At 70.4% G+C, this 17677-nt stretch carries 17 protein-coding genes; 10 read left to right on the forward strand and 7 right to left on the reverse strand.

Features of this window, described 5'->3' with window-relative positions; translation table 11 throughout:
* Positions 1-514: 514 nt before the first annotated feature.
* Together ACWEBX_RS03135 and ACWEBX_RS03140 are read left to right on the forward strand one after the other, a co-directional pair.
* A complete protein-coding gene (locus ACWEBX_RS03135) occupies positions 515-2479 on the forward strand; it encodes a hypothetical protein (protein WP_451883163.1) in 1965 nt (654 codons plus the stop codon).
* A complete protein-coding gene (locus ACWEBX_RS03140; RefSeq protein WP_451883164.1) occupies positions 2479-2892 on the forward strand; it encodes a hypothetical protein in 414 nt (137 codons plus the stop codon). The genes ACWEBX_RS03135 and ACWEBX_RS03140 overlap by 1 nt, the downstream gene beginning before the upstream one ends.
* 489 nt (positions 2893-3381) lie before the next feature.
* Here ACWEBX_RS03140 and ACWEBX_RS03145 read toward each other — a convergent pair whose 3' ends face one another.
* Entirely contained in the window at positions 3382-4494 is a 1113-nt protein-coding gene (locus tag ACWEBX_RS03145; RefSeq protein ID WP_451883165.1) for a tyrosine-type recombinase/integrase, read from the reverse strand.
* A gap of 290 nt (positions 4495-4784) precedes the next feature.
* Here ACWEBX_RS03145 and ACWEBX_RS03150 point away from each other — a divergent pair, with 290 nt between their 5' ends.
* Complete coding sequence (locus ACWEBX_RS03150) at positions 4785-5762, forward strand: hypothetical protein (RefSeq protein ID WP_451883166.1); 978 nt, start codon at positions 4785-4787, stop codon at positions 5760-5762.
* Between the two features lie 21 nt (positions 5763-5783).
* On the opposite strand, the gene ACWEBX_RS03155 is transcribed toward ACWEBX_RS03150, so the two are convergent.
* Both ACWEBX_RS03155 and ACWEBX_RS03160 read right to left on the reverse strand, forming a co-directional pair.
* Positions 5784-6650: a GNAT family N-acetyltransferase gene (locus ACWEBX_RS03155; protein ID WP_451883167.1), complete on the reverse strand. Its 867-nt coding sequence runs from the start codon at positions 6648-6650 to the stop codon at positions 5784-5786.
* A 207-nt stretch (positions 6651-6857) separates the two neighbouring features.
* Positions 6858-7121 (reverse strand): hypothetical protein, encoded by a 264-nt coding sequence (locus ACWEBX_RS03160; protein WP_451883168.1) that lies wholly within the window; start codon positions 7119-7121, stop codon positions 6858-6860.
* 358 nt (positions 7122-7479) lie between these two features.
* Between ACWEBX_RS03160 and ACWEBX_RS03165 the strand changes: the two genes are divergently transcribed.
* The 3 genes from ACWEBX_RS03165 to ACWEBX_RS03175 are packed head-to-tail and all read left to right on the forward strand — an operon-like array spanning position 7480 to position 11085.
* Entirely contained in the window at positions 7480-8454 is a 975-nt protein-coding gene (locus ACWEBX_RS03165; protein ID WP_451883169.1) for a serine/threonine protein kinase, read from the forward strand.
* 40 nt (positions 8455-8494) lie between these two features.
* Positions 8495-9073, forward strand: a complete 579-nt coding sequence (locus tag ACWEBX_RS03170) for an ABC-three component system middle component 2 (RefSeq protein ID WP_451883170.1) — start codon at positions 8495-8497, stop codon at positions 9071-9073.
* Positions 9070-11085 carry a DNA recombination protein RecN gene (locus ACWEBX_RS03175; protein WP_451883171.1) on the forward strand — a complete coding sequence of 672 codons (2016 nt, stop codon included), beginning with the start codon at positions 9070-9072 and terminating at the stop codon, positions 11083-11085. The genes ACWEBX_RS03170 and ACWEBX_RS03175 overlap by 4 nt, the downstream gene beginning before the upstream one ends.
* 43 nt (positions 11086-11128) lie before the next feature.
* Here the strand turns inward: ACWEBX_RS03175 and ACWEBX_RS03180 are convergent, their stop codons facing one another.
* Positions 11129-11995 (reverse strand): GNAT family N-acetyltransferase, encoded by an 867-nt coding sequence (locus ACWEBX_RS03180; protein WP_451883172.1) that lies wholly within the window; start codon positions 11993-11995, stop codon positions 11129-11131.
* A 212-nt stretch (positions 11996-12207) separates the two neighbouring features.
* Between ACWEBX_RS03180 and ACWEBX_RS03185 the strand changes: the two genes are divergently transcribed.
* The 4 genes from ACWEBX_RS03185 (at position 12208) to ACWEBX_RS03200 (ending at position 15565) form a co-directional block, all read left to right on the forward strand.
* Entirely contained in the window at positions 12208-13176 is a 969-nt protein-coding gene (locus tag ACWEBX_RS03185) for a hypothetical protein (protein WP_451883173.1), read from the forward strand.
* Between the two features lie 541 nt (positions 13177-13717).
* Positions 13718-14149: a DUF6313 family protein gene (locus ACWEBX_RS03190; RefSeq protein ID WP_451883174.1), complete on the forward strand. Its 432-nt coding sequence runs from the start codon at positions 13718-13720 to the stop codon at positions 14147-14149.
* Positions 14146-14448 carry a hypothetical protein gene (locus ACWEBX_RS03195; protein WP_451883175.1) on the forward strand — a complete coding sequence of 101 codons (303 nt, stop codon included), beginning with the start codon at positions 14146-14148 and terminating at the stop codon, positions 14446-14448. The genes ACWEBX_RS03190 and ACWEBX_RS03195 overlap by 4 nt, the downstream gene beginning before the upstream one ends.
* Before the next feature lie 25 nt (positions 14449-14473).
* Positions 14474-15565, forward strand: a complete 1092-nt coding sequence (locus ACWEBX_RS03200) for a pentapeptide repeat-containing protein (RefSeq protein WP_451883176.1) — start codon at positions 14474-14476, stop codon at positions 15563-15565.
* Between the two features lie 138 nt (positions 15566-15703).
* Here the strand turns inward: ACWEBX_RS03200 and ACWEBX_RS03205 are convergent, their stop codons facing one another.
* The 3 genes from ACWEBX_RS03205 to ACWEBX_RS03215 all read right to left on the reverse strand — a co-directional run bounded on the left by ACWEBX_RS03205 (position 15704) and on the right by ACWEBX_RS03215 (position 17640).
* A complete protein-coding gene (locus tag ACWEBX_RS03205; protein WP_451883177.1) occupies positions 15704-15982 on the reverse strand; it encodes a hypothetical protein in 279 nt (92 codons plus the stop codon).
* 735 nt (positions 15983-16717) lie between these two features.
* Positions 16718-17338 (reverse strand): hypothetical protein, encoded by a 621-nt coding sequence (locus tag ACWEBX_RS03210; RefSeq protein WP_451883178.1) that lies wholly within the window; start codon positions 17336-17338, stop codon positions 16718-16720.
* Positions 17335-17640, reverse strand: a complete 306-nt coding sequence (locus tag ACWEBX_RS03215; protein WP_451883179.1) for a hypothetical protein — start codon at positions 17638-17640, stop codon at positions 17335-17337. The genes ACWEBX_RS03210 and ACWEBX_RS03215 overlap by 4 nt, the downstream gene beginning before the upstream one ends.
* Between the last annotated feature and the right edge of the window lie 37 nt (positions 17641-17677).

Genomic DNA, 17677 nt, shown 5'->3' on the forward strand with positions numbered 1-17677 from the left:
ATCGAGTGAGTCACGGTGCTGATGTGCTGATACGACGGAAAACATTACGACCGTAACGGTTGGCATTCGCGTTCAAAGCCGCTGCGCCCCAGCGGAGCGGCCGTCGAGGTGGTCGGGCCGCACGGTATGCCACCCCCATCCAGCCCCTGACGGGCCATCGGGCGAGATCGCGCAGGTCACAGCCGGTCGGATCGGAAAGACCGTCAACTCCCGTGCTGCGCCTACTTGGATGGCTGTACGCTCTTGCCATCGCTGCCGCCGAGGGCGGCCTGTTTGTGCAGCTGGTGGTCACCGCGGTATCCACCGGCAAGACCTGAGTACGCCGCCTGCACGTCACGGGGCGGGTACCCGGATCCGCCTGCGGGTCACCGAAGCGACGCCGGGTCAGCTCAGCGACGGACCGCGGTCCTCACCGGGCGGGCACGGGTGCGTTGCGCTTCGATGGCGCTCTGCTCGCGTACGCCGGTCACCGGCCGCGAGCCCGCCTCGCGCCGGCCCATTCGATTGAGGCCCTGTGAGCACCATCGACATTCCTGACGAGCACGACGACATCGACGGCATCGAGGTCATCGACATCCGCTCCGGCGACCGCTCGACGCCGTTCGAGCACCGCGTCGAGCCGGTCAGCAAGACCACCAAGGCGATCAAGTTCCTCGAGAGCCACCCCGACGTCCAGATCTCCCCCGCCGCCGTCCGCCGGATCGCGTTCGGAGCGGTCGAGCCCGGACTCCTCGAAGGAGCCCGCCTGGAGCGCCACCGCGTCGAGACCGGCTGGCTGAGCGTCCTCACCTACCGCGCGTACACGCTGCTGCTGTCCCCCGCGATCGAGAACGACCGGCTCCTCGACGAGGCCCACTACGCGGCCGACCCGGACACCAGCGCCAACCAGCGGGTCCTGTCCATGCCCACCGCGCACGACACCTACGCCACCCTCGTCTACGCCGACGCCATGGACGAGCTCCTCGCCGCCATCGACCGGGCGTCCAAGGGCGTGAGGAAGAACAACCCGCAGGAAGTCGGCCGGCGCATCGTGGAACGGCCCCTGACGGCCGTCCCCGCCACCTTCCTCAACCCCGGACGCCACCCCGACGACGACCTGAGCCTCGTCGACGGCAACAGCCGCTGGGCGTCCTGCACCGCCGACATCAAGGTCCCGGCCAGCTCGATCCGCCCCACCAACGCCAAGGACCCCGACAGTCTGCTTCCGTCCCACCTCATGCGGCTTCCCCTCTCCGAGCGGCGGGATCTCGTCCGGGAGATCGTCAAGAACGCCCACCGCGACATCAGCGCCAACACCGGCACGAGCAGGGCGGCCCGTGCCAAGCGCGACCAGGCCGCCAGGCTCCTCAACGCGATGACCGTCCCCGTGCAGGTCATCGTCGGCTACACCGACGACAACCCGACCATGGGCATGGGACGTTTCCCCGTCGCGGTCCGCTCGCTGCTGATGCGTATGAACATCGGAGTGACGGAGTTCAAGGAGCCCTCGAAGAACGGTGTCACCGCCGAGGAGATCGTCACCGCCCTGTTCGACGCCGGCCAGCTCGGTGACAATGCCCAGGCTGTGCGGGACGTCCTCCTCGGCCGCGCCGATGTCACCGACGCCATGAAGTCCCTCGGCCTCAACCCCGCCTTCCGCGACCTGCGGTTCACGTTCGTCGTCCAGCAGCTCACCCGCAAGGAACCCCGGCTGAACGCGGTGATGGCCGCAAAGCTCGACAAGCACCGCCTCCAGGTCACCCACCGCAGCGGCCCGATCGTCGAACTCGGCCTGCGCTCGTACTCCAGCCTCCCCAAAGAGAAGCTGGCGCCCGTGCGCACCGCGCTGGACACCGGCTGCCTGTGGCAGGCGCTAGCCGACCACGAGTGGTCCGTCGAGAACATCGACAACGACCAGGCCGTGGACGACCTCCTGGAGCGCGCCGAAAACGGCGATATCCCCGCCCGGCTGCTCCTCGGCGTGCTCGCCATGGTCACCCTCGTCACCAGCGGCTACCTCCTCGCGCCCGGCGGCTCCGCCGAGCAGATCGTCGGCAACATCAAGGTCATGCGCGCCAGCGTCGGCACGGTCATCAAGACCGTCCTCGACACGAAGGAGGGCCGGCAGGTACTCGCCGACGCGATCAAGCGGATCCGGGCCGGCCTGCCCCCGCAGTGGTGGGCCGACGGCCACCTCGTCGAGCAGGACAGCTGGAAGGGCAGCGACTTCAACGCCCACCTGCGCCTCGCCGCCAACCATGGGTTCGCCCGCGAGGGCTACCAGAACGATCCCACCGCTACCGAACTGGAGGACAAGGCCCTCACGGCCTTCCAGGTGTCCCTCACCGCGGCCGCCACCGACCTCGACGACCTGATCGCCCTGCGCAAGATGAACGGCACCACCACCGAACTCTCCTGGACCGTCGTGGAGCCGTCCTTCAAGCAGCTCAGCTTCATGGGCAGCGACTTCGCTCGCATCTCCGAGGGCGAGCCGCGCTGATGACCGACACCACCTGGGCCGGCGTCGTTGTCATCACCGACGACCGGTACGCCATGCTCACCCGGCTCGCGGGCCAGTGGCTCGTCGAACCGCAGCCCGAGCCGATCCCCATCGGCGAGAACTCCGGGTACGAGGACAAGGCCATCTACATCGCGGTCAACCGCAACGGCAACGCCTGCTACTGCGGAAGGACCGCCCCCACCCGGGCCCTGAACCGGGGGGCCGCTGCGACCAGGCTCAGCCAGCACGTCAACGGCAGCACGTCGAAGCGGGACGAGTGGGTCGAGTACTGGGTGATCCCGCTGCGTGACGCCACCCCCGGCCACATTGTCTCCGCCCTGGAGAAAACCGTGGCCGCCCGCCTCAGCATCCCACTCGTGCACCGGACACGCATGCCGCGCCAGCGCACCTGACCCCCGGCCGGTCAAAACCACGGCCGGCACCGGAAACACACGTGGGCCCCCGCACCGGGAGGACGGTGCCGGGGGCCCACGTGCTGCGAGGGGCATAGCCCCGCGACCTGCGACCAGGTGGCGCCCAGCTCCAGCGCGGTACGGACGCGGCCCGCGCTGCGCCTCGATGTCCCGGCGCATCGACTCCCCCGGGGCGAGGGCGGCCAGGGCGTCGCCCGCGTCGCCGCGCTCGATCTCGTACGGGAAGTCGGCCGGCATATCGAGGTTGGCGAGCTGGTCGGCGTGCTCGCCGTGCTTCTCCGCCTGCCACCGCAACGGCACGGGCCCGCCGGGGCTGTACGGACGTCGTCGGGACGGCGGATCTCCAGGCCCTTCCAGCAGAAGTGCTCGTCGGTCGTCATGCGTCGGTCCTCCGGTGATTCAGTTCGGTTCGGTTCGGTCAGGCTTTCAGCGCGGTCCCCCGAACCTGGGGCGAACCCGGGGCGCGGGTCACAACAGGCCCGCCAAGGCGTTGTTCTCGGGCTCCCAGCCGTCGACGTCGCGGATGTACCCGTCGAGGACGGGGCTGCCGTCCACGTGGCCGCTGGTGGAGCCGATCACCTTCCGGTCCTTGCCGTGACGGCGGGCCTCTGTGATGAGCCCGGCGCGCATGGAGTGCCCGGTCAGGCGGACGGGGAGGGCCGCGCGTACTCCGGCCTCCGTGATGATGCTGCCGACGGATTGCGGCGAGAGCCCGGCCCGGGTGACGCTGCCGGTGCGGTGCATCCGGCGCAGGGCCGGGGTGTCCGGGTCGTCCAGGAGCGCAGCCTCTTTCCACGCCTGCCAGGTGCGTACGGGGCACAGCCGCTCGTCGTTGGCGTAGCGGATGCGGACCCGGCGGGGGTCAGTCTTGGACACCCGGACGTTGACGTACATGCCGAGGCCGCCGTGCAGTTCCATGCTCCGTACGGTCAGCCCGGCGACCTCGTGCCGGCGTCCGGCGATGGCGAAGGCCAGAAGCAGCGCCGTGCGGTCGCGGAGGCCGGTGAGGTTGTCGGGGCACGCGTCGACCATGGCGCGCAGCATGGGCACGGTGACGGCTGGCGCCTTCCCCCGTCCGCGCTGCGCCTCCTGGTCCTCCGCCGCCTTGCGCTCCAGGTCCTTCAGCAGTTCCCGGGCGGCCTTGGTGTGGTCGGGGCTGATGACGACCCGGTAGTCCTTGCGCAGGGTCACCGCCAGGCCGGCCAACTTCCGGTCGATGGTGGTCCCGGCGAGCGGTCCGCCGTCCTCGCCGCCCTCGCGCCACATCCAGTCGACGTACGCACGGAGCACCCCGAGGCGGACGGCGGACGTCAGCGGCACGTCGCGCTGCTCGGTGAACGTTTCCCAGGTCTTCCAGTCGGAGGCGTAGCCGCGGCGGGTGTTCTTCGGGCGCAGCGTCTCGGCGTAGGTGTCGGAGACGACGTCGAGGGCGTCGAGCCGGGCGGTCAGTTCGGGGTCGTACTCGTCGGGCATCAGGACGCGATCGGTGGTCGGGGCGAGAGGGGCGGGCAGGGCGGGCGGGGCGGGCGGGGCGAAGAGTGCCAACTCAACTGCCTGCCCAGGTGCCTGATCTATACTCATGACATGTGAGCTTATCGCGAGTTGTAGCGCTCGGGACCGCAACAGGCCGCAACGCATCGCAACAGGCGAAAGCGGACCGCGGTACCTGCCGGACCCCGCTACGGTGGTCGACGGCCGCCCTCGCGTCGGCCTGACTCCGAGCCGCTCCCGCCCACGCCGGGGGCGGCGACCGAGGACAAGGGGCCGTGAGCCTCACGCGACGTCAGCACCGCCCCGTCACGCTTCCCGTGGTCCGTACCGACGCCACGGCGGCCGATGCGTGGGGTCCGCCGCCGGGAGAGCGACCGGTCGTGACCGACGACAAGCACACCAAGAGGGCCGCCCGCGCCCTCGCGGCCCGTGAGGGCATCTCGTACACCGCCGCGCGCCGCCGTCTCACAGCCGGGCCGGTCGACCAGGAGCAGCGGGAGCTACTGCCGCCCGTGGCTGTCCCGATGGTCGGCAACCCGTGCCCGGAGGGCTGTGCCGGGTTCGGGCACCCGGGCACAGCGTGCTGGGCTTGGCGGCCCAAGGACGCGACGGGTGCCGCGAGCTGGGAGGTGCGGCGCGCGGCAGAACTCCCAGGCGGTCGGGCGGACCAGGTGATGCGGCGAGCAGAGGAGCTGCGCGAGGGCACGTCGTCCCGGTGGTCGCGGTTCCATGCCTGGGAGTCCCGTTGGCTGCTCGCCCTCGTGTACGCGATGCTCACCGACCAGTCCCCCGAACTGCGTCCGGACCGGGCCGCGCTGCGGGCGGCCGTCGAGTCGGACGACCTGGCGGCCGTCGACGCCGTCATGGAGCCGCTGGACCGGGCGGCGGCCCGCGTGCTCACGAAAGTGCCGGCGCAGTGGTGGGGCAAGGTGAAGCCGCGGTTGGACGCGTACGCGGACAAGGTCGAGGCGGACACCCGAGAGCCGGGCACCTGGCGGGAGGTTGAGGAGCGGCAGGTCGTCGGCAGCCTCGTCGACCAGTGGCGGCGGACGTGGGTACCGGTGCGCAACCACAACGGCTACGTGGACGCGCCGGGCGTGATGTGGCGCTCCCCGAAGGGTTGGGTGGACGAGCTGCTTGTCGCGCAGCACGGCGGGACCCTGGACCGGGTCCGTCTCGCCGACGGCCGCCCCGCCACGGTGTACGCGGCTGAGTGGGGCGAGGACGGGCCGCCGGTCGCGTACCGGGTGCGGGAGCTGCTCCCCGGCATGCACGGCAACGTGGGGCGTCTCGTGCCGTCCATCACGAGCGACATCCTCGTCACGGCTGCGGACTGCCGACCGTGGGGCGACGGCTGACCACGACAGCCCCGGCCTGACCTACACGTCTCGCTGGTTGACGAAGCCGAGGGACGTCAGCCCCTCGGCCGCACAGAGGTGGTCGGAGGCGCCGCCCACGCTGGTTTGCAGGAGCTGGTACGCGGCGCCTTGCCTGTGGCCCCAGTGCATCGCTGCGCGCCACAGGGCCCGGCCGTGCCCGGCTCCCCGGTGCGCCGGGAGGACGCCGAAGTACTGGGGCAGCAGCCGGACACGTCCCGCAGCGTCGGGCATTGTCTCCAGCGGTCCGATGGCGCCGGTCACGCGGTCCTCGTCGAGGGCGGTGAGGACCGGGCCGACCGTCCCGGCCTGCATCCGGCCGTGGAGGAACGCGAAGCCGTCGGCCGCCATCTCCTCGGCGAAGGCGGCGAACCGGGAGGGGTCGGGGAGCTGCCCGTACTCCAGCACCCGGCCGTCCGGCACGGGGCCCGGCCCGGCGGTGAAGTCCTTGAGCTGGACGCGGACCCCCCAGGCGTACGCGTCGGGCTGGTCGGGCCCGAGGAGCCACACCACCCGGGCCCGACCGGTGCCACGGACGGTGGCGAGCTTCCGCGCGAGGTCTGCGCCGGCAGACAGGCCGTCCGGCGCGGACCCGTACACGTGGACCCGGACCGTGCCCGGCCCGCGCTCCAGGAGCGTCGGCACCAGGGTCCGGCGCTCGTCGTGCTCGATCGCGTCGACCAGGACGCGCTCCCCCTTCGTGTCGGACCAGCGGCGGTCTTTGTCGTACGGCAGGAAGCGGCCGGTGCCTGCGGTGTCGAGGACGGCCGCGAACAGGTCGGGCAGGGGATCGCCGGGGTGGACGGGCCCGAGGGTTGGCACGTACGGCACCGGCATGACCGGCTCGATCCAGTCCCAGCGGAAGCGCATGTCCGGCACGCTACCGACGCCGGTAGCGGCGGCACTCGAGAACGCTCGCCCTCGCGAGGGGGCGGCGCGTCTCGTGGCGCGGCGGGTCCTGTCGGCCGTCGGCCCGGCGCCGCACACCTCTGGCACTTTTGACCCCGGGGAGCGTCGTACGGACAACTCCCCGGACGCAGCGATGCCGAGTTGCAAGAGATGTCACGCCGCTCGTCGTCACCAGGTGCGGCCCGGCGGCCGGGGCGGTGCGTCGAGGAACGACGTGACTGGTCGCCGTGTCGACCGCACGGGCGGTGTCGGCCTGGTCGGCCGGGGGCGGGCGGCCGGCGGGATACGGGACTCCTCGAACTCTGCGTCACGGTCGGCGAGGTCGGCCGCGGCTGCCTCCAGGACCACCGGGGCGAGCCAGCCGAAATAGACCTCGGCGGCTCGGTCCTCCGGGGTGCTCCTTCCACGCCGTGATGCCGTGGCGCTGGGCAACGTCCTCCATCCACCCCGTCCGCATCCCGTTGGTGAGCCAGCCGTGGGGCAGGGCGAGGGCGGCACACAAGGCGGAGGACGACCGGACCCACGGACTACGGCCGCGCGGCTGGAGCGCCCAGCAGGCCGGGCACAGATGGCCGCTCGCGTGGATGTCGCTGCGGAGGGTGACCTGCACACGCCTGGACCATGGCCCGCAGGTTTCGCGCGATTGCCGTGCTGCGCGGTGGACCGTATTGAGATGCCGGTGCGTTCCACTTCTTGATCAGAAGAGTGGCCGTTGGATAGGCTCCACCGATACGGTGTGTGACGCTTGGGGAACATCTTGTGTGCAGCCACCGGTGCAGGGAGGTGGGTTGTGCCTGACTCGATAGCCGTGCCGACGGGTGTCCAGCCAATCAGCTTCGACGTGCACGCAGTCCGCGGGGGAAGCCCCGGCGGAGCCCGCGACGACTTCGAAACGATGATCGCTCAGCTTGCCGCCGCGACGACCCCAAACGTACGATCCGTCGCTGCCAACCCGGGCGACTGGGGTATCGACGCTTTCGCCGGAAACCTCGGCGGAGCGATCACAGTGTGGCAGTCCAAGTACTTCATGCCGGTCACCACCAAGAAGCACGTACAGCAGGTCAAAGACTCGCTCGACAACGTGCTGAAGGCAGCCGTCAAGAACGGCCACACCATCGCCAGCTGGATTCTGTGCATCCCCTCCAGCATGGACGGCCCCATGACGGCATGGTGGGACACGTGGACGAAGGCGAGGGAGAAGGAACACAGCCTCGTCATCCAGCTCTGGGACGAGACCGCCCTCCGGAAGAAGCTACTTAGCCCCGAGGGCGACGACGTGCGTCGCGGCTTCTACGAGACGTACGCTCAGGCCGCCCCCGCCCCCGTGGAGCAGCTTCGGCTGGTACTCGAAGTCGAGGACGACAAGGCAGCCGCCCTTGGCTCCGCCTTGTTCATTCGGCAGATGACCGAGGCTGGCCACGTGGAGCTGGACTCGGCCAAGAGGCAGTTCTTCAATGCCGATCTGGTGGCTCGCGAGATCGCGCACAAGGATGTTCCGGCGGAGGTGGCGGCGCTCAGTTCCGCCGATGCGACGCTCCACGGTCTATGGGAGATGCAGTTCAACGAATGCGCGGCCGAGGACGCGCTTCGGGTTCTCCACACCCGTGTCTGGCGAGATGTACGCAACGAGCACGACAAACTGCCGAAGTCGCTCCGCCTGGAGCTGGTGCACAGCTGGGGGCTGGTCCACCGGCTCGTGGACAACCGCAAGGCGGGCTGGGTCAAACACTGGCGGCAGATCGCCGCCGAGCACTCCGACGGCTGACCGTCGTCGCCTGTCTTGTCAGACCTACGAGGAGTTCGCTGTGGAAGCACACCGGCCGGTGATGATGCCGGAGGACGAGGTGACCTTCCGGCTGGCGCAGCTGCTGCTTCTTCTCGACGCTGTCGCCGGACAGGACGCGAAGGGGGCGAGCCTGGAGCGCATCGGCTACTACGATTTCCTGTCGGCGAATCCCTTCCTCGTCGTCGATTCCGACGGCCGGGAGGGCAATATGCTCAGGCTGGCCGGGTTCGATCCGCAGGTGCTCTCGTACGCGTCCTCCTCGCAGCGCTTCACCAGTCGACGCGAGCGCATCCAGCACGACCTCGGACTGCTCGTGGCTTACGGGTGTTGCGAGGTCCACAACCGCAACGGCGCCTTCGCCTATTCGATCAACAACCGCGGTCGGGAACTCGGGGCTCGCTTCACCGCCACCTACGCCGCGTCGTTCACCACTGCGGCGTCCATCGTCGTGCGTCGCCTCCGCAAGCTCAGCGACAAGGCGCTGCGGGAACAGACCGCACGGTGGCTGCGGCCGGATGGAGAGGGCGGGCCCGGTGCCGCGCTCCTCAGCGTGCTGGGACCGGGACCGCAGGCACCTGACATGCCCTGGGAGGGATGACCACCATGCAGCCTCTGCCTGGCATCCGGATCCGGCGCCTGCGCCTTGCTGGCGTCAGCCGGAGCTATGACGTCGATTTCACGCAGGACCAGCGGGTGCGGGACCTGTCCGTGGTGGCCGGGGCATTCAGCTCGGGCAAAACCGCGGTGTTGGAGTTCATCGCCTACGGCCTCGGTGGGAAGCGCCATCCACGGCATCCTGAGGTGCTGCGGAAGGTCCGTTCCTGCCTTCTGGAAGTCGAGCTGTCCGGCGAACCGCACGTCATCGAGCGGCCCGTCGGGGAGCCGTCGAAGGTCGCCTACGTACGCCGGGGGACGCTGGACAGCCCGCCGCTCTCCAAGCCTGAGAGCAGGACCATCGAGCCGGCGGGAGCGCCCGAGAGCCTCTCCGCTCTGCTGCTGGGGCACTGCAAGCTCGAAGGCGTTCATCTGCGGGAGGCCCCCTCCAGCCGTGAGTCCCGGACCGACCCCCTGAGCATCCGCGACCTCATGAACCTCGCGTTCCTGCCCAACGAGCGCATCGCCTCCAAGAACTTCCTGTTCGAGAACGAGTACATGAAGAAACACAAGCTGAAGCAGGTGGTCGACGTCGTCTTCGGCGTTCACGACGACCGCGCCGTCGAGCTTGGGCAACGCATCAAGGAACTGGGCGCCCGACTCACCCAGGCACGCTCCGAACTCGCCGCAGCACGGGCGTTCGTCGACGAGCAGGACGTTCCCACGGTCGGCGCACTGATCGCTGAGCAATACGAAGGCGAGCTGCGGGAGCTGACCGAGCAGCTACGGGCCCTCGACGAGGCAGCGCAAGCCGGCACCACCTTCGCCGGGCGTCTGCGCCGCGAGCACCAGCAAGCTGCCCAGCGCGCCCGGCGAGCCGCTGGCGTGGTACGTGACTGCGAGACGCAACTCACCCGGATGATGCCGCTGCGGGCGCAGTACGCGGACGACCTCGTCAAGCTCAACATGCTGGCCGAAGCGCAGCGCCTGTTCGACCCCCTCAGCGTCACGACCTGCCCGGCGTGCCTGAATCGGCTGCCCGCTCCCCCGTCGGTGGAGAACGGCTCGTGCAGTCTGTGCAGCCACGAGCTGCCCCACGACGATGGGCACCTGACGCTCGGCACCGCCACAGCCGAGCACTCGTCGGATGAAGGGCGGCTGGATGTCGCGGCGGAGGTCAGAGCCACCAAGGCCCGTTTGAAGGAGATCACTGCCTACGTTGAGGGCCTGGACAGCTCGCTCGCCACGTTGAAGCTCCAGGCAGAAGACGCCGCCATCGACGAAGAACGTGCCGCGGCCGCGGTCGACGAAGCCACTTCGCCCACCGTCACCCCGTTCCTCGCCGCTCGCGACAGCCTCCAGCGCCGGCGTGAGGAAGTCCTCCGTCATCTCCAGCACGCCGAGAACGCGACGAAGCTTCAGGCTGGCCTGGAGAAGCGCGCCGCGCTCGTGGAGCGGCAGGAGGCACAGATCGAACGCCTGCGGGAGGAACGCGACCGGCTGGGAGATGCCGCCCAGGACCGGGACCTGGTCGTCGGCCGAATCAGCGGCCGGTACAGCGAACTCCTGCGGCAGTGGCGCTACCCGAAACTCAGCCAGCCGATGATCGACACGAATCTGGTTCCTCACGTACGCGGCGACTCCTACCGCGAGGCGTCATCCGGCGCCCGAACACTCCTGACCCTGGCCTGGCAGCTGGCCGTCTTCGAGGTGGCCGTCGAAACATCGGCCGCCCACCCCGGCTTCCTCATGATCGACAGCCCGCAGAAGAACCTGGGCCACGGCGCCACCCGAGACGCGGTAATCGCAGACGCGATCGCCATCGACGACTTCTACCGCCACCTGACCAGCTGGCTGGCTGAACAGGGGGCGGGTGCCCAGGTGATCATCGTCGACAACAGTCCGCCCGTGCTCGTGGAAGAGAACGTCGTGGTCCGGTACAGCCGCAACGAGGACCGGCCCCCCTACGGGCTGATCGACGACGAGACCACTACAGACGAAGGCAGCCCCGAATAACCTCCTCACCCCGCCTAGTTGTGCGCCCCGGGGTCTCGCCTACCTACGCGTCCCGCGGGATGACGATCCCGAGGGCGGTCAGTACCTCGCTTGCGCACAGCCGGTCGCTCGCGCCGCCGGTCGTGGTCTGGAGGAGTTGGTACGCGGCACCGTGGCGGTGACCCCAGTGCATCGCTGCGCGCCACAGGGCCTGGCCGTATCCGAGGCCGCGGTGTGCCGGGAGAACGCCGAAGTACTGCGGGAGCAGCCGGAGGCGCCCGGTGGCGTCGGGCATCGTCTCCATCGGTCCGATGGCACCGGCCACGGTGTTCCCGTCGAGGACGGTGAGGACCGGGCCGACGGTCGCGGCCAGCATCCGGCCGTAGAGGAACGCGAAGCCGTCGCCTGCCATCTGCTCGGCGAAGGCGGCGAACCGCGAGGGGTCGGGGAGCTGCTCGTACTCCTGCACCCGGGCGTCGGGCGCCGGGCCGGGTCCGGTGGTGAAGTCCTTGAGCTGGACGCGGACGCCCCGGGCGTGGGCGTCGGCCTGTCCGGGGGCGAGGAACGAGAGGATGCGGGCTCGGCCGGTGCCGTGGTCGGCGGCGAGCTTGAGCGCGAGGTCTGCACCGGCGGTCAGGCTGTCCGGCGCGGTCCCGTAGACGTGGACGCGGACGGTGCCCGGCCCGCGCTCCAGGAGCGTCGGTACGAGGGTCTGCCGCTGGTCGTGCTCGATGGCGTCGACCAGGACGCGCTCCTGCTTGCGGTCGGCCCATCGGCGGTCTTTGTCGTGGGCCAGGAAGCGGCCGGTCCCAGCGTTCTCGACGACGGCCGCGAGCAGTTCGGGCAGTGGATCGTCGGGGTGGACGGGTCCCAGGGTCGGCACGTACGGCACGGGTGCGACGGGGGCGAGCCAGTCCCAGCGGAAGCGCATGAGCCGCACGCTACGGGCCCGGATGTCGCTACGGTGGTCGTGGCCGCCACGTCGGCCGGACTCCGAGCCGCACGCGCCCACGCCGCAGCGGTGACCGAGGACAAGGGGCCGCGAGCCTCACGTGACGTCAGCACTGCCCCGAACAGCTTCCGTTGGCCACCGACGCCACGGCGGGGACGCGTGGGGTCCGCCCGCCGAGAGAGCGACCGGTCATGACCGACGACAAGCACACGAAGAGGGCCGCCCGCGAGCTCGCGGCCCGTGAGGGCATCTCGTACACCGCTGCGCGCCGCCGCCTCGTCGACGACCGCCAGGAGCCGCCGCCGGTCGCGTACCGGACCGTCGGCGCTCCCTGCCCGGAGGGCTGCGACGGCTCGATGCACCCGGGGTCGGTGTGCTGGCTCTGGCGCCCGGCCGACCTCAAGGGCTCGGTGAGCTGGTCGGTGCGCCGCTCTGCAGAGCTGTCCGGCGGCCGCGCGGAACAGGTCGCGCAGCGCGGCGAGGACGTCGACCCGAAGACGCAGAGCGGCCGGTGGGCCCGCTCGCACTCGTGCGAGGACCGGTGGCTGCTCGCCCTGGCGTACGCGATGCTCGCCGACCAGCGCCCCGAGCTGCGCCCGGACAGGGCCGCGCTGCGGGCCGCCGTCGAGGCGGACGACCTGGCGGCCGTCGACGCGGCCGTGGAACCACTAGACCGGGCAGCGGCCCGCCTGCTCACGAAAGTGCCAGCGCAGTGGTGGGGCGAGGTGAAGCCGCGGCTGGACGCGTACGCGGACGACGTCAAGGCGGACACCTGGGAGCCGCGCACCTGGCGGGAGATCGACGAATGGCACGTCGTCGGCCGCCTGGTCGAACGTGGCGGAAGGCGTGGGTCCGTGCGCAACCACAACGGCTACATGGACCCGCCGGGCGTACTGTGGCTCGCCCCGAAGGGATGGATCGACCGCATCCTGGTCGAGCAGCTCGGCGGGTACGCCCCGGGTGCCCGGGTCCGTCTCGCCGACGGCCGCCCCGCCGTGGTGTACGCCGTCGAGTGGGGCGAGGGCGGCCCACCGCTCGCCTACCGGGTGCGGGAGCTGGTCCCCGGTACACACGGCAACGTGGGCCGCCTGGTGCCGTCCCTGACGAGTGATGAGTTGCACGCGGCCGCCAACTGCCGACCGTTGGACGACCGCGCGTAGCCCGTCGCGTCAGTGCCAGTCGCCGGGCCCGCCGGCACCCGGCTGGATCCTGCGGCGAGGCGCCCGTGTCCTCGTCTCCGCGATGGTCACGCCCTGGTCCTGGTCGACGCGGACGGGCCGGTACAGCGCCCAGTCCTCGTCACCGACGGCCAGCCAGTCGGGGTGCCGGTAAGAACCGTGTCACCGATCCTGCTGGCTTATTCCGGGCTCAGCGTGTGGCGGCTCCTTGGCCAGGACAGCAGCGGCCGTCTTGGCGTTCCCGGCTGCGGGTGGAGTGGGGAATGTCGATGCAGCCGAAGCCGTGGCCGATGATGTCCCCCTCTCTCCCCCCGCATGACCGAATAAGCCAGCAGGATCGTCACCAGCCGCAAACGAGGGGCCTCGTCCGCCGACAGGCGCGCTCAGCAAGGTGTTAGACAACCGTGCACGCAGCCTCGTGATGTCCGGCGCGCCGCGCCCTGTCCGGGCGTGCGTCAATTACGCCTTCGGAACTTGATCGCTCGCCTCGCGCGCGAGTGATCGCCCTCTTACGGTGAGTGTTGTGTCCTCAGTATCCACGCCCTCGCCTGGTGGGCCCCCGCCTCCGAGCCGACGGCAGCAGCTGCGGGCATGGTGGGCCGACCGGCATGCTCTGCCACGGTTCGGTTTCTGGCTGATCAGCCGCGGTACCACCGTGCTGGCGGCGTGCCTGGTGCTGTACCTGCTCAACGGCCTCCTGATCGGCTGGGCACCTACTTACGAGGTGATGACCGGCATCACCTCGCCTGCGGCAGTCCACCCCCAGTGGTGCGCTTGGCCGCTCTCCCTGACCGGCTGGGCCGTGATTCCCGCCATCGTCGGCGCGGCCGCCGGCTACGTCATCACCGAGCAGATCCAGGCCCACCACTCGCAGGAGCTCGGCGATGTGCTCGACGGACTGCACCGCCTGGCCGAACAAGCACAAACGCCTCCCTCCGCTGGAGGAGGCTCGTGATCACGTTGCACGAGGTGTACGGACAGGGCAGCGATGCCGTCAAGGCGGCAGTCCGGTCCTTCGGCGCCCGACACCCGGTCGCGGACGCCGACCCTGACTCCGAGCCCGACTGGAAGAAAGCGGAACAGCACTTCACCGACCTGATCGAGGTCATCATGGGAGCCTCAGCTTCCCCTTTCACTGGCACAGCGGACATCGTGCGCAGGGCCGAGCGTGAGGCTGTTGGTTTTCTCCTCGCAGTCGATGGCCATGCCAGCTACCGCTGCCCCATCTGTGTCAAGCAGTGCCAGTTCCTGTAGTGAACCCTCGGCCTACCCTGGAGACGTGGTGACGGACACCGAACGCACCGAGCATGCGGCCCGCCTGCGCGGACTGCTGTACCTCGCCTGCCCCAACGCCGACGCCGACGCCATCACTGCTACCGCGGCAGCCGTCGCCAAGGGCACAGAGACCTCACCCCACAAAGCAGTTCCCGAGGCCGCACGACTCCGCGAGGTGCCTCGCGATCGGCACCCACTGTTTTTGACCGATGCGGACCTGCTCGGCGCGAACCTGATCGACGCGGACCTGCGCCGCGCGAACCTGTCCGGCGCGACCCTGCGCCACGCGGACCTGCGCCGCGCGGACCTGACCGGCGCGGACCTGGCCGGCGCTTACCTGGCCAGCGCTTACCTGGCCAGCGCGAACCTGTCCGACGCGGACCTGCGCCGCGCGGACCTGGCCAGCGCGAACCTGACCAACGCGGAGCTGGCTGGCGCGGACCTGACCGGCGCTTACCTGACCGGCGCGAACCTGACCGGCGCGCACCTGACCAACGCGAAGCTGGCCGGCGCGGACCTGACCGGCGCGGACCTGACCGGCGTGCACCTGACCAACGCGAAGCTGGCCGGCGCGGACCTGACCAACGTGCACCTGCCCGGCGTGCACCTGCCCGGCGCGGACCTGACCAACGGGCACCTGCCCGGCGCGGACCTGCACCGCGCATACCTGCGCCGCGCGGACCTGTCCAGCGTGAACCTGTCTGGCGCGGACCTGACCAACGCGGACCTGACCAACGCAGACCTGACCGCCGCAGACCTGACCAACGCAGACCTGGCCAGCGCGAACCTGACCGCCGCAGACCTGACCGGCGCGAACCTGACCGGCGCGGACCTGACCGGGGCGATCCTGACCGGCGCTTACCTGACCGGCGCGGACCTGCTCCTCGCGAACCTGGCCAACGCGAACCTGGCCAGCGTGCAGCTTGCTCGTGCTCAGCACATGGCTCTGCCCGTCGGCGCGAGGTGGGACTTGAACACGAACTGGCCCGAGGAGCTGGCGCCAGTCATCGTCGAGCAATCCGACGAAGTGAGTCCTGGCGTCTACCAGGTGCGGGGAGGACAGGCCAACGACCGGTCAGGCTCAGTGGGCGTCTGACTCGTGGCTGCTTTGTCGGACGAACTCACCCACCTACACCGGTCGCCCGACACACCGCCGTCGAGCACGCATCCGCCTCACGTCGCTGGGCGCGGCACTCCTCATATGCGGCTGGTGACAGCGTCCTTACCAACACCCCTAGTACCGGTACCGGCGTACGCCGCTCACGAGCAGGACTCCCCCCGCGAGGCAGGTGAGGGCGAGTCCGCCTCCCGGCCCGTGGGGGATGGCGCGCGGCATCGTCCCCGCGGCCTGGACGAGCAGGCTGGAAGCGAACGCCCAGGCGGCCGGCGCCGGGCCCCGGACCTCGAAGAGGCGGCGGCGGGAATGCTGCTGTGCACCCTGCTGGCAATGCTGCTCGGATTGCTCGGGGGAATGCTGCTGAGGAGCATTGCCGCTGCCCTGTGGTGTATCCATGGGAGGTACCTCCGCTTGGTTCGTTGCTTGGACGCTGCGACTTTTCGGGGTTCTACGGGGTCGCTCCTTGCAGGGGGCGACCCCTTTTCGTGCTGACGGCCGTAGCCGCAGTGGCTATGAAAGCAGGACCGCAAAGGCTTCCCGAACCTGCATAACCACAGGTCAGCCAACCCAGCGCACTACATAGTGCGCTCGGTTGCGGTCTCCTCGTCACTGCCCGGCGCGGGCGCTGATCTGCGGGAACGTCAGTTAAGAGCGGCGTTTCTGGCGGGCACACGGTTTTGTCTACCCTGGCACTTGCCGTAAGCCACTGACCTGGCACAACAGGCAGCTTTCAACTTTTGCCCCGAAGTGTCCCCGGGGCTCGGTTTCGGGTGTACCGACGTCACTCGAAAGGGTGAAAAGGGTGCCCCTTACTGTGCGTAGTCGAGACTCCCCACAGTGACTAGCGCGGCCCGGGCTGGATGCGAAGCGGCTTCATCGGCCGGTTGGGTGGTGCGGCATGTCGCCCAGGTGCGCCGGGTCCAGGGCCCTCGTCGGCTCCGCCGCGCTCCCGTGCACGACCCGGAGCCCGGGCTGCGGCCACTGGTAGGGCGACGGTCGAGACGGCAGTGTCCCCGCGCCGGTCGACCTCGACCAGGTCGCGGACCGTGCCGTCCGCGAAGTCCTGGGTCCGGGACACGGGAAGGGCCCGACGCTCGGCGTCGGGCCCTCCTGCGCTCGGACATGGGGCTCTCATCCGCCCGGCGGCGCCGGGTGGACCTCCAGCCACCCGCGCGGGTCGACCGACGACGTCTCGTCCGGCCCGTCCTCGTACCCGGGATCGGTCCGCCGGATCAGCAGCCGCGGCGAGTAGTCGCCCGGGTCGGGCGCCTCCTGTTCGGCGAGGACCAGGCCGTGCACCCGGTCCCGCCCGACGAGCGTCACCTCCTGGCCGCGCAGATACCCCCAGTCGACCCCGAGCTTGTACCGGGGCAACGGCAGGCAGTACGGCGGGTTGTGCCGCTGGTGATCCCTCGCGCCGTCCGCGTACGGCACCGCGCACTTCGGGCACCGGGTGTAGCCGCTGCTGCACTCCCGCTCGTACGCGCACCGGGAGCAGCCCTCGCGGTGCCCGTCGTGCCCGGCGTGCACCCGGGCGTCCTCCGCGGCCTCGGCGTCGACCCGGTCCGCCTCGCCCGCCTCCCGGCAGTGGCAGCCCAGACACGTCGTGCAGACTCCGCAGCCCCCGCACAGGGCCCGCATGTGGCAGCCGCACGCCGGGTTCACGTCGTGCTCGGAGGACGGCACCCACGAGGACACCCACGGTCCGCCCGGCGAGGCGGCGAGGTGCCGGCGCTCCTTTTGGTCCGTCATGACGTCCCGGTCCTCCCGGTCGGCCAGCCGGGAATCCCGGAGGCGAGCGTGTCGTTCTCGTCGCGGCTCAGCTGGGACGGCTCCGTACGCGGGGCGTCCTCGTACCAGCAGAACGGGCGCAGCCGGTCGGCGGCCATGGTGACCCGGGCGCCGGCCGCGGGCACGCTGCGCTCCACGGCACGGGCGCCGTCCAGGGAGGCGAGCAGCCGCGCGCCGTGGTGCTCGCAGCCGGGCACCTCGGTACCGGCCTGGTCGATCACGGTCACCGCGTCGAGCGGTCCGCCGCACGGCGTGGGGGTCATCGTCGTGCGCCGCGGCGCAGCGCCCGTTCGGGGCGGC

This window comes from Streptomyces sp. NPDC005070, assembly GCF_053600395.1.

What these genes read in the sequence shown, in the direction of transcription:
- ACWEBX_RS03180 (WP_451883172.1), bottom strand. Translation starts at nt 11,995, where the DNA reads ATGCGCTTCCGCTGGGACTGGCTCGCCCCCGTCGCACCCGTGCCGTAC.
- ACWEBX_RS03145 (WP_451883165.1), bottom strand. Translation starts at nt 4,494, where the DNA reads ATGAGTATAGATCAGGCACCTGGGCAGGCAGTTGAGTTGGCACTCTTC.
- ACWEBX_RS03215 (WP_451883179.1), bottom strand. Translation starts at nt 17,640, where the DNA reads ATGACCCCCACGCCGTGCGGCGGACCGCTCGACGCGGTGACCGTGATC.
- ACWEBX_RS03175 (WP_451883171.1), top strand. Translation starts at nt 9,070, where the DNA reads ATGACCACCATGCAGCCTCTGCCTGGCATCCGGATCCGGCGCCTGCGC.
- ACWEBX_RS03205 (WP_451883177.1), bottom strand. Translation starts at nt 15,982, where the DNA reads ATGGATACACCACAGGGCAGCGGCAATGCTCCTCAGCAGCATTCCCCC.
- ACWEBX_RS03185 (WP_451883173.1), top strand. Translation starts at nt 12,208, where the DNA reads ATGACCGACGACAAGCACACGAAGAGGGCCGCCCGCGAGCTCGCGGCC.
- ACWEBX_RS03155 (WP_451883167.1), bottom strand. Translation starts at nt 6,650, where the DNA reads ATGCGCTTCCGCTGGGACTGGATCGAGCCGGTCATGCCGGTGCCGTAC.
- ACWEBX_RS03210 (WP_451883178.1), bottom strand. Translation starts at nt 17,338, where the DNA reads ATGACGGACCAAAAGGAGCGCCGGCACCTCGCCGCCTCGCCGGGCGGA.
- ACWEBX_RS03140 (WP_451883164.1), top strand. Translation starts at nt 2,479, where the DNA reads ATGACCGACACCACCTGGGCCGGCGTCGTTGTCATCACCGACGACCGG.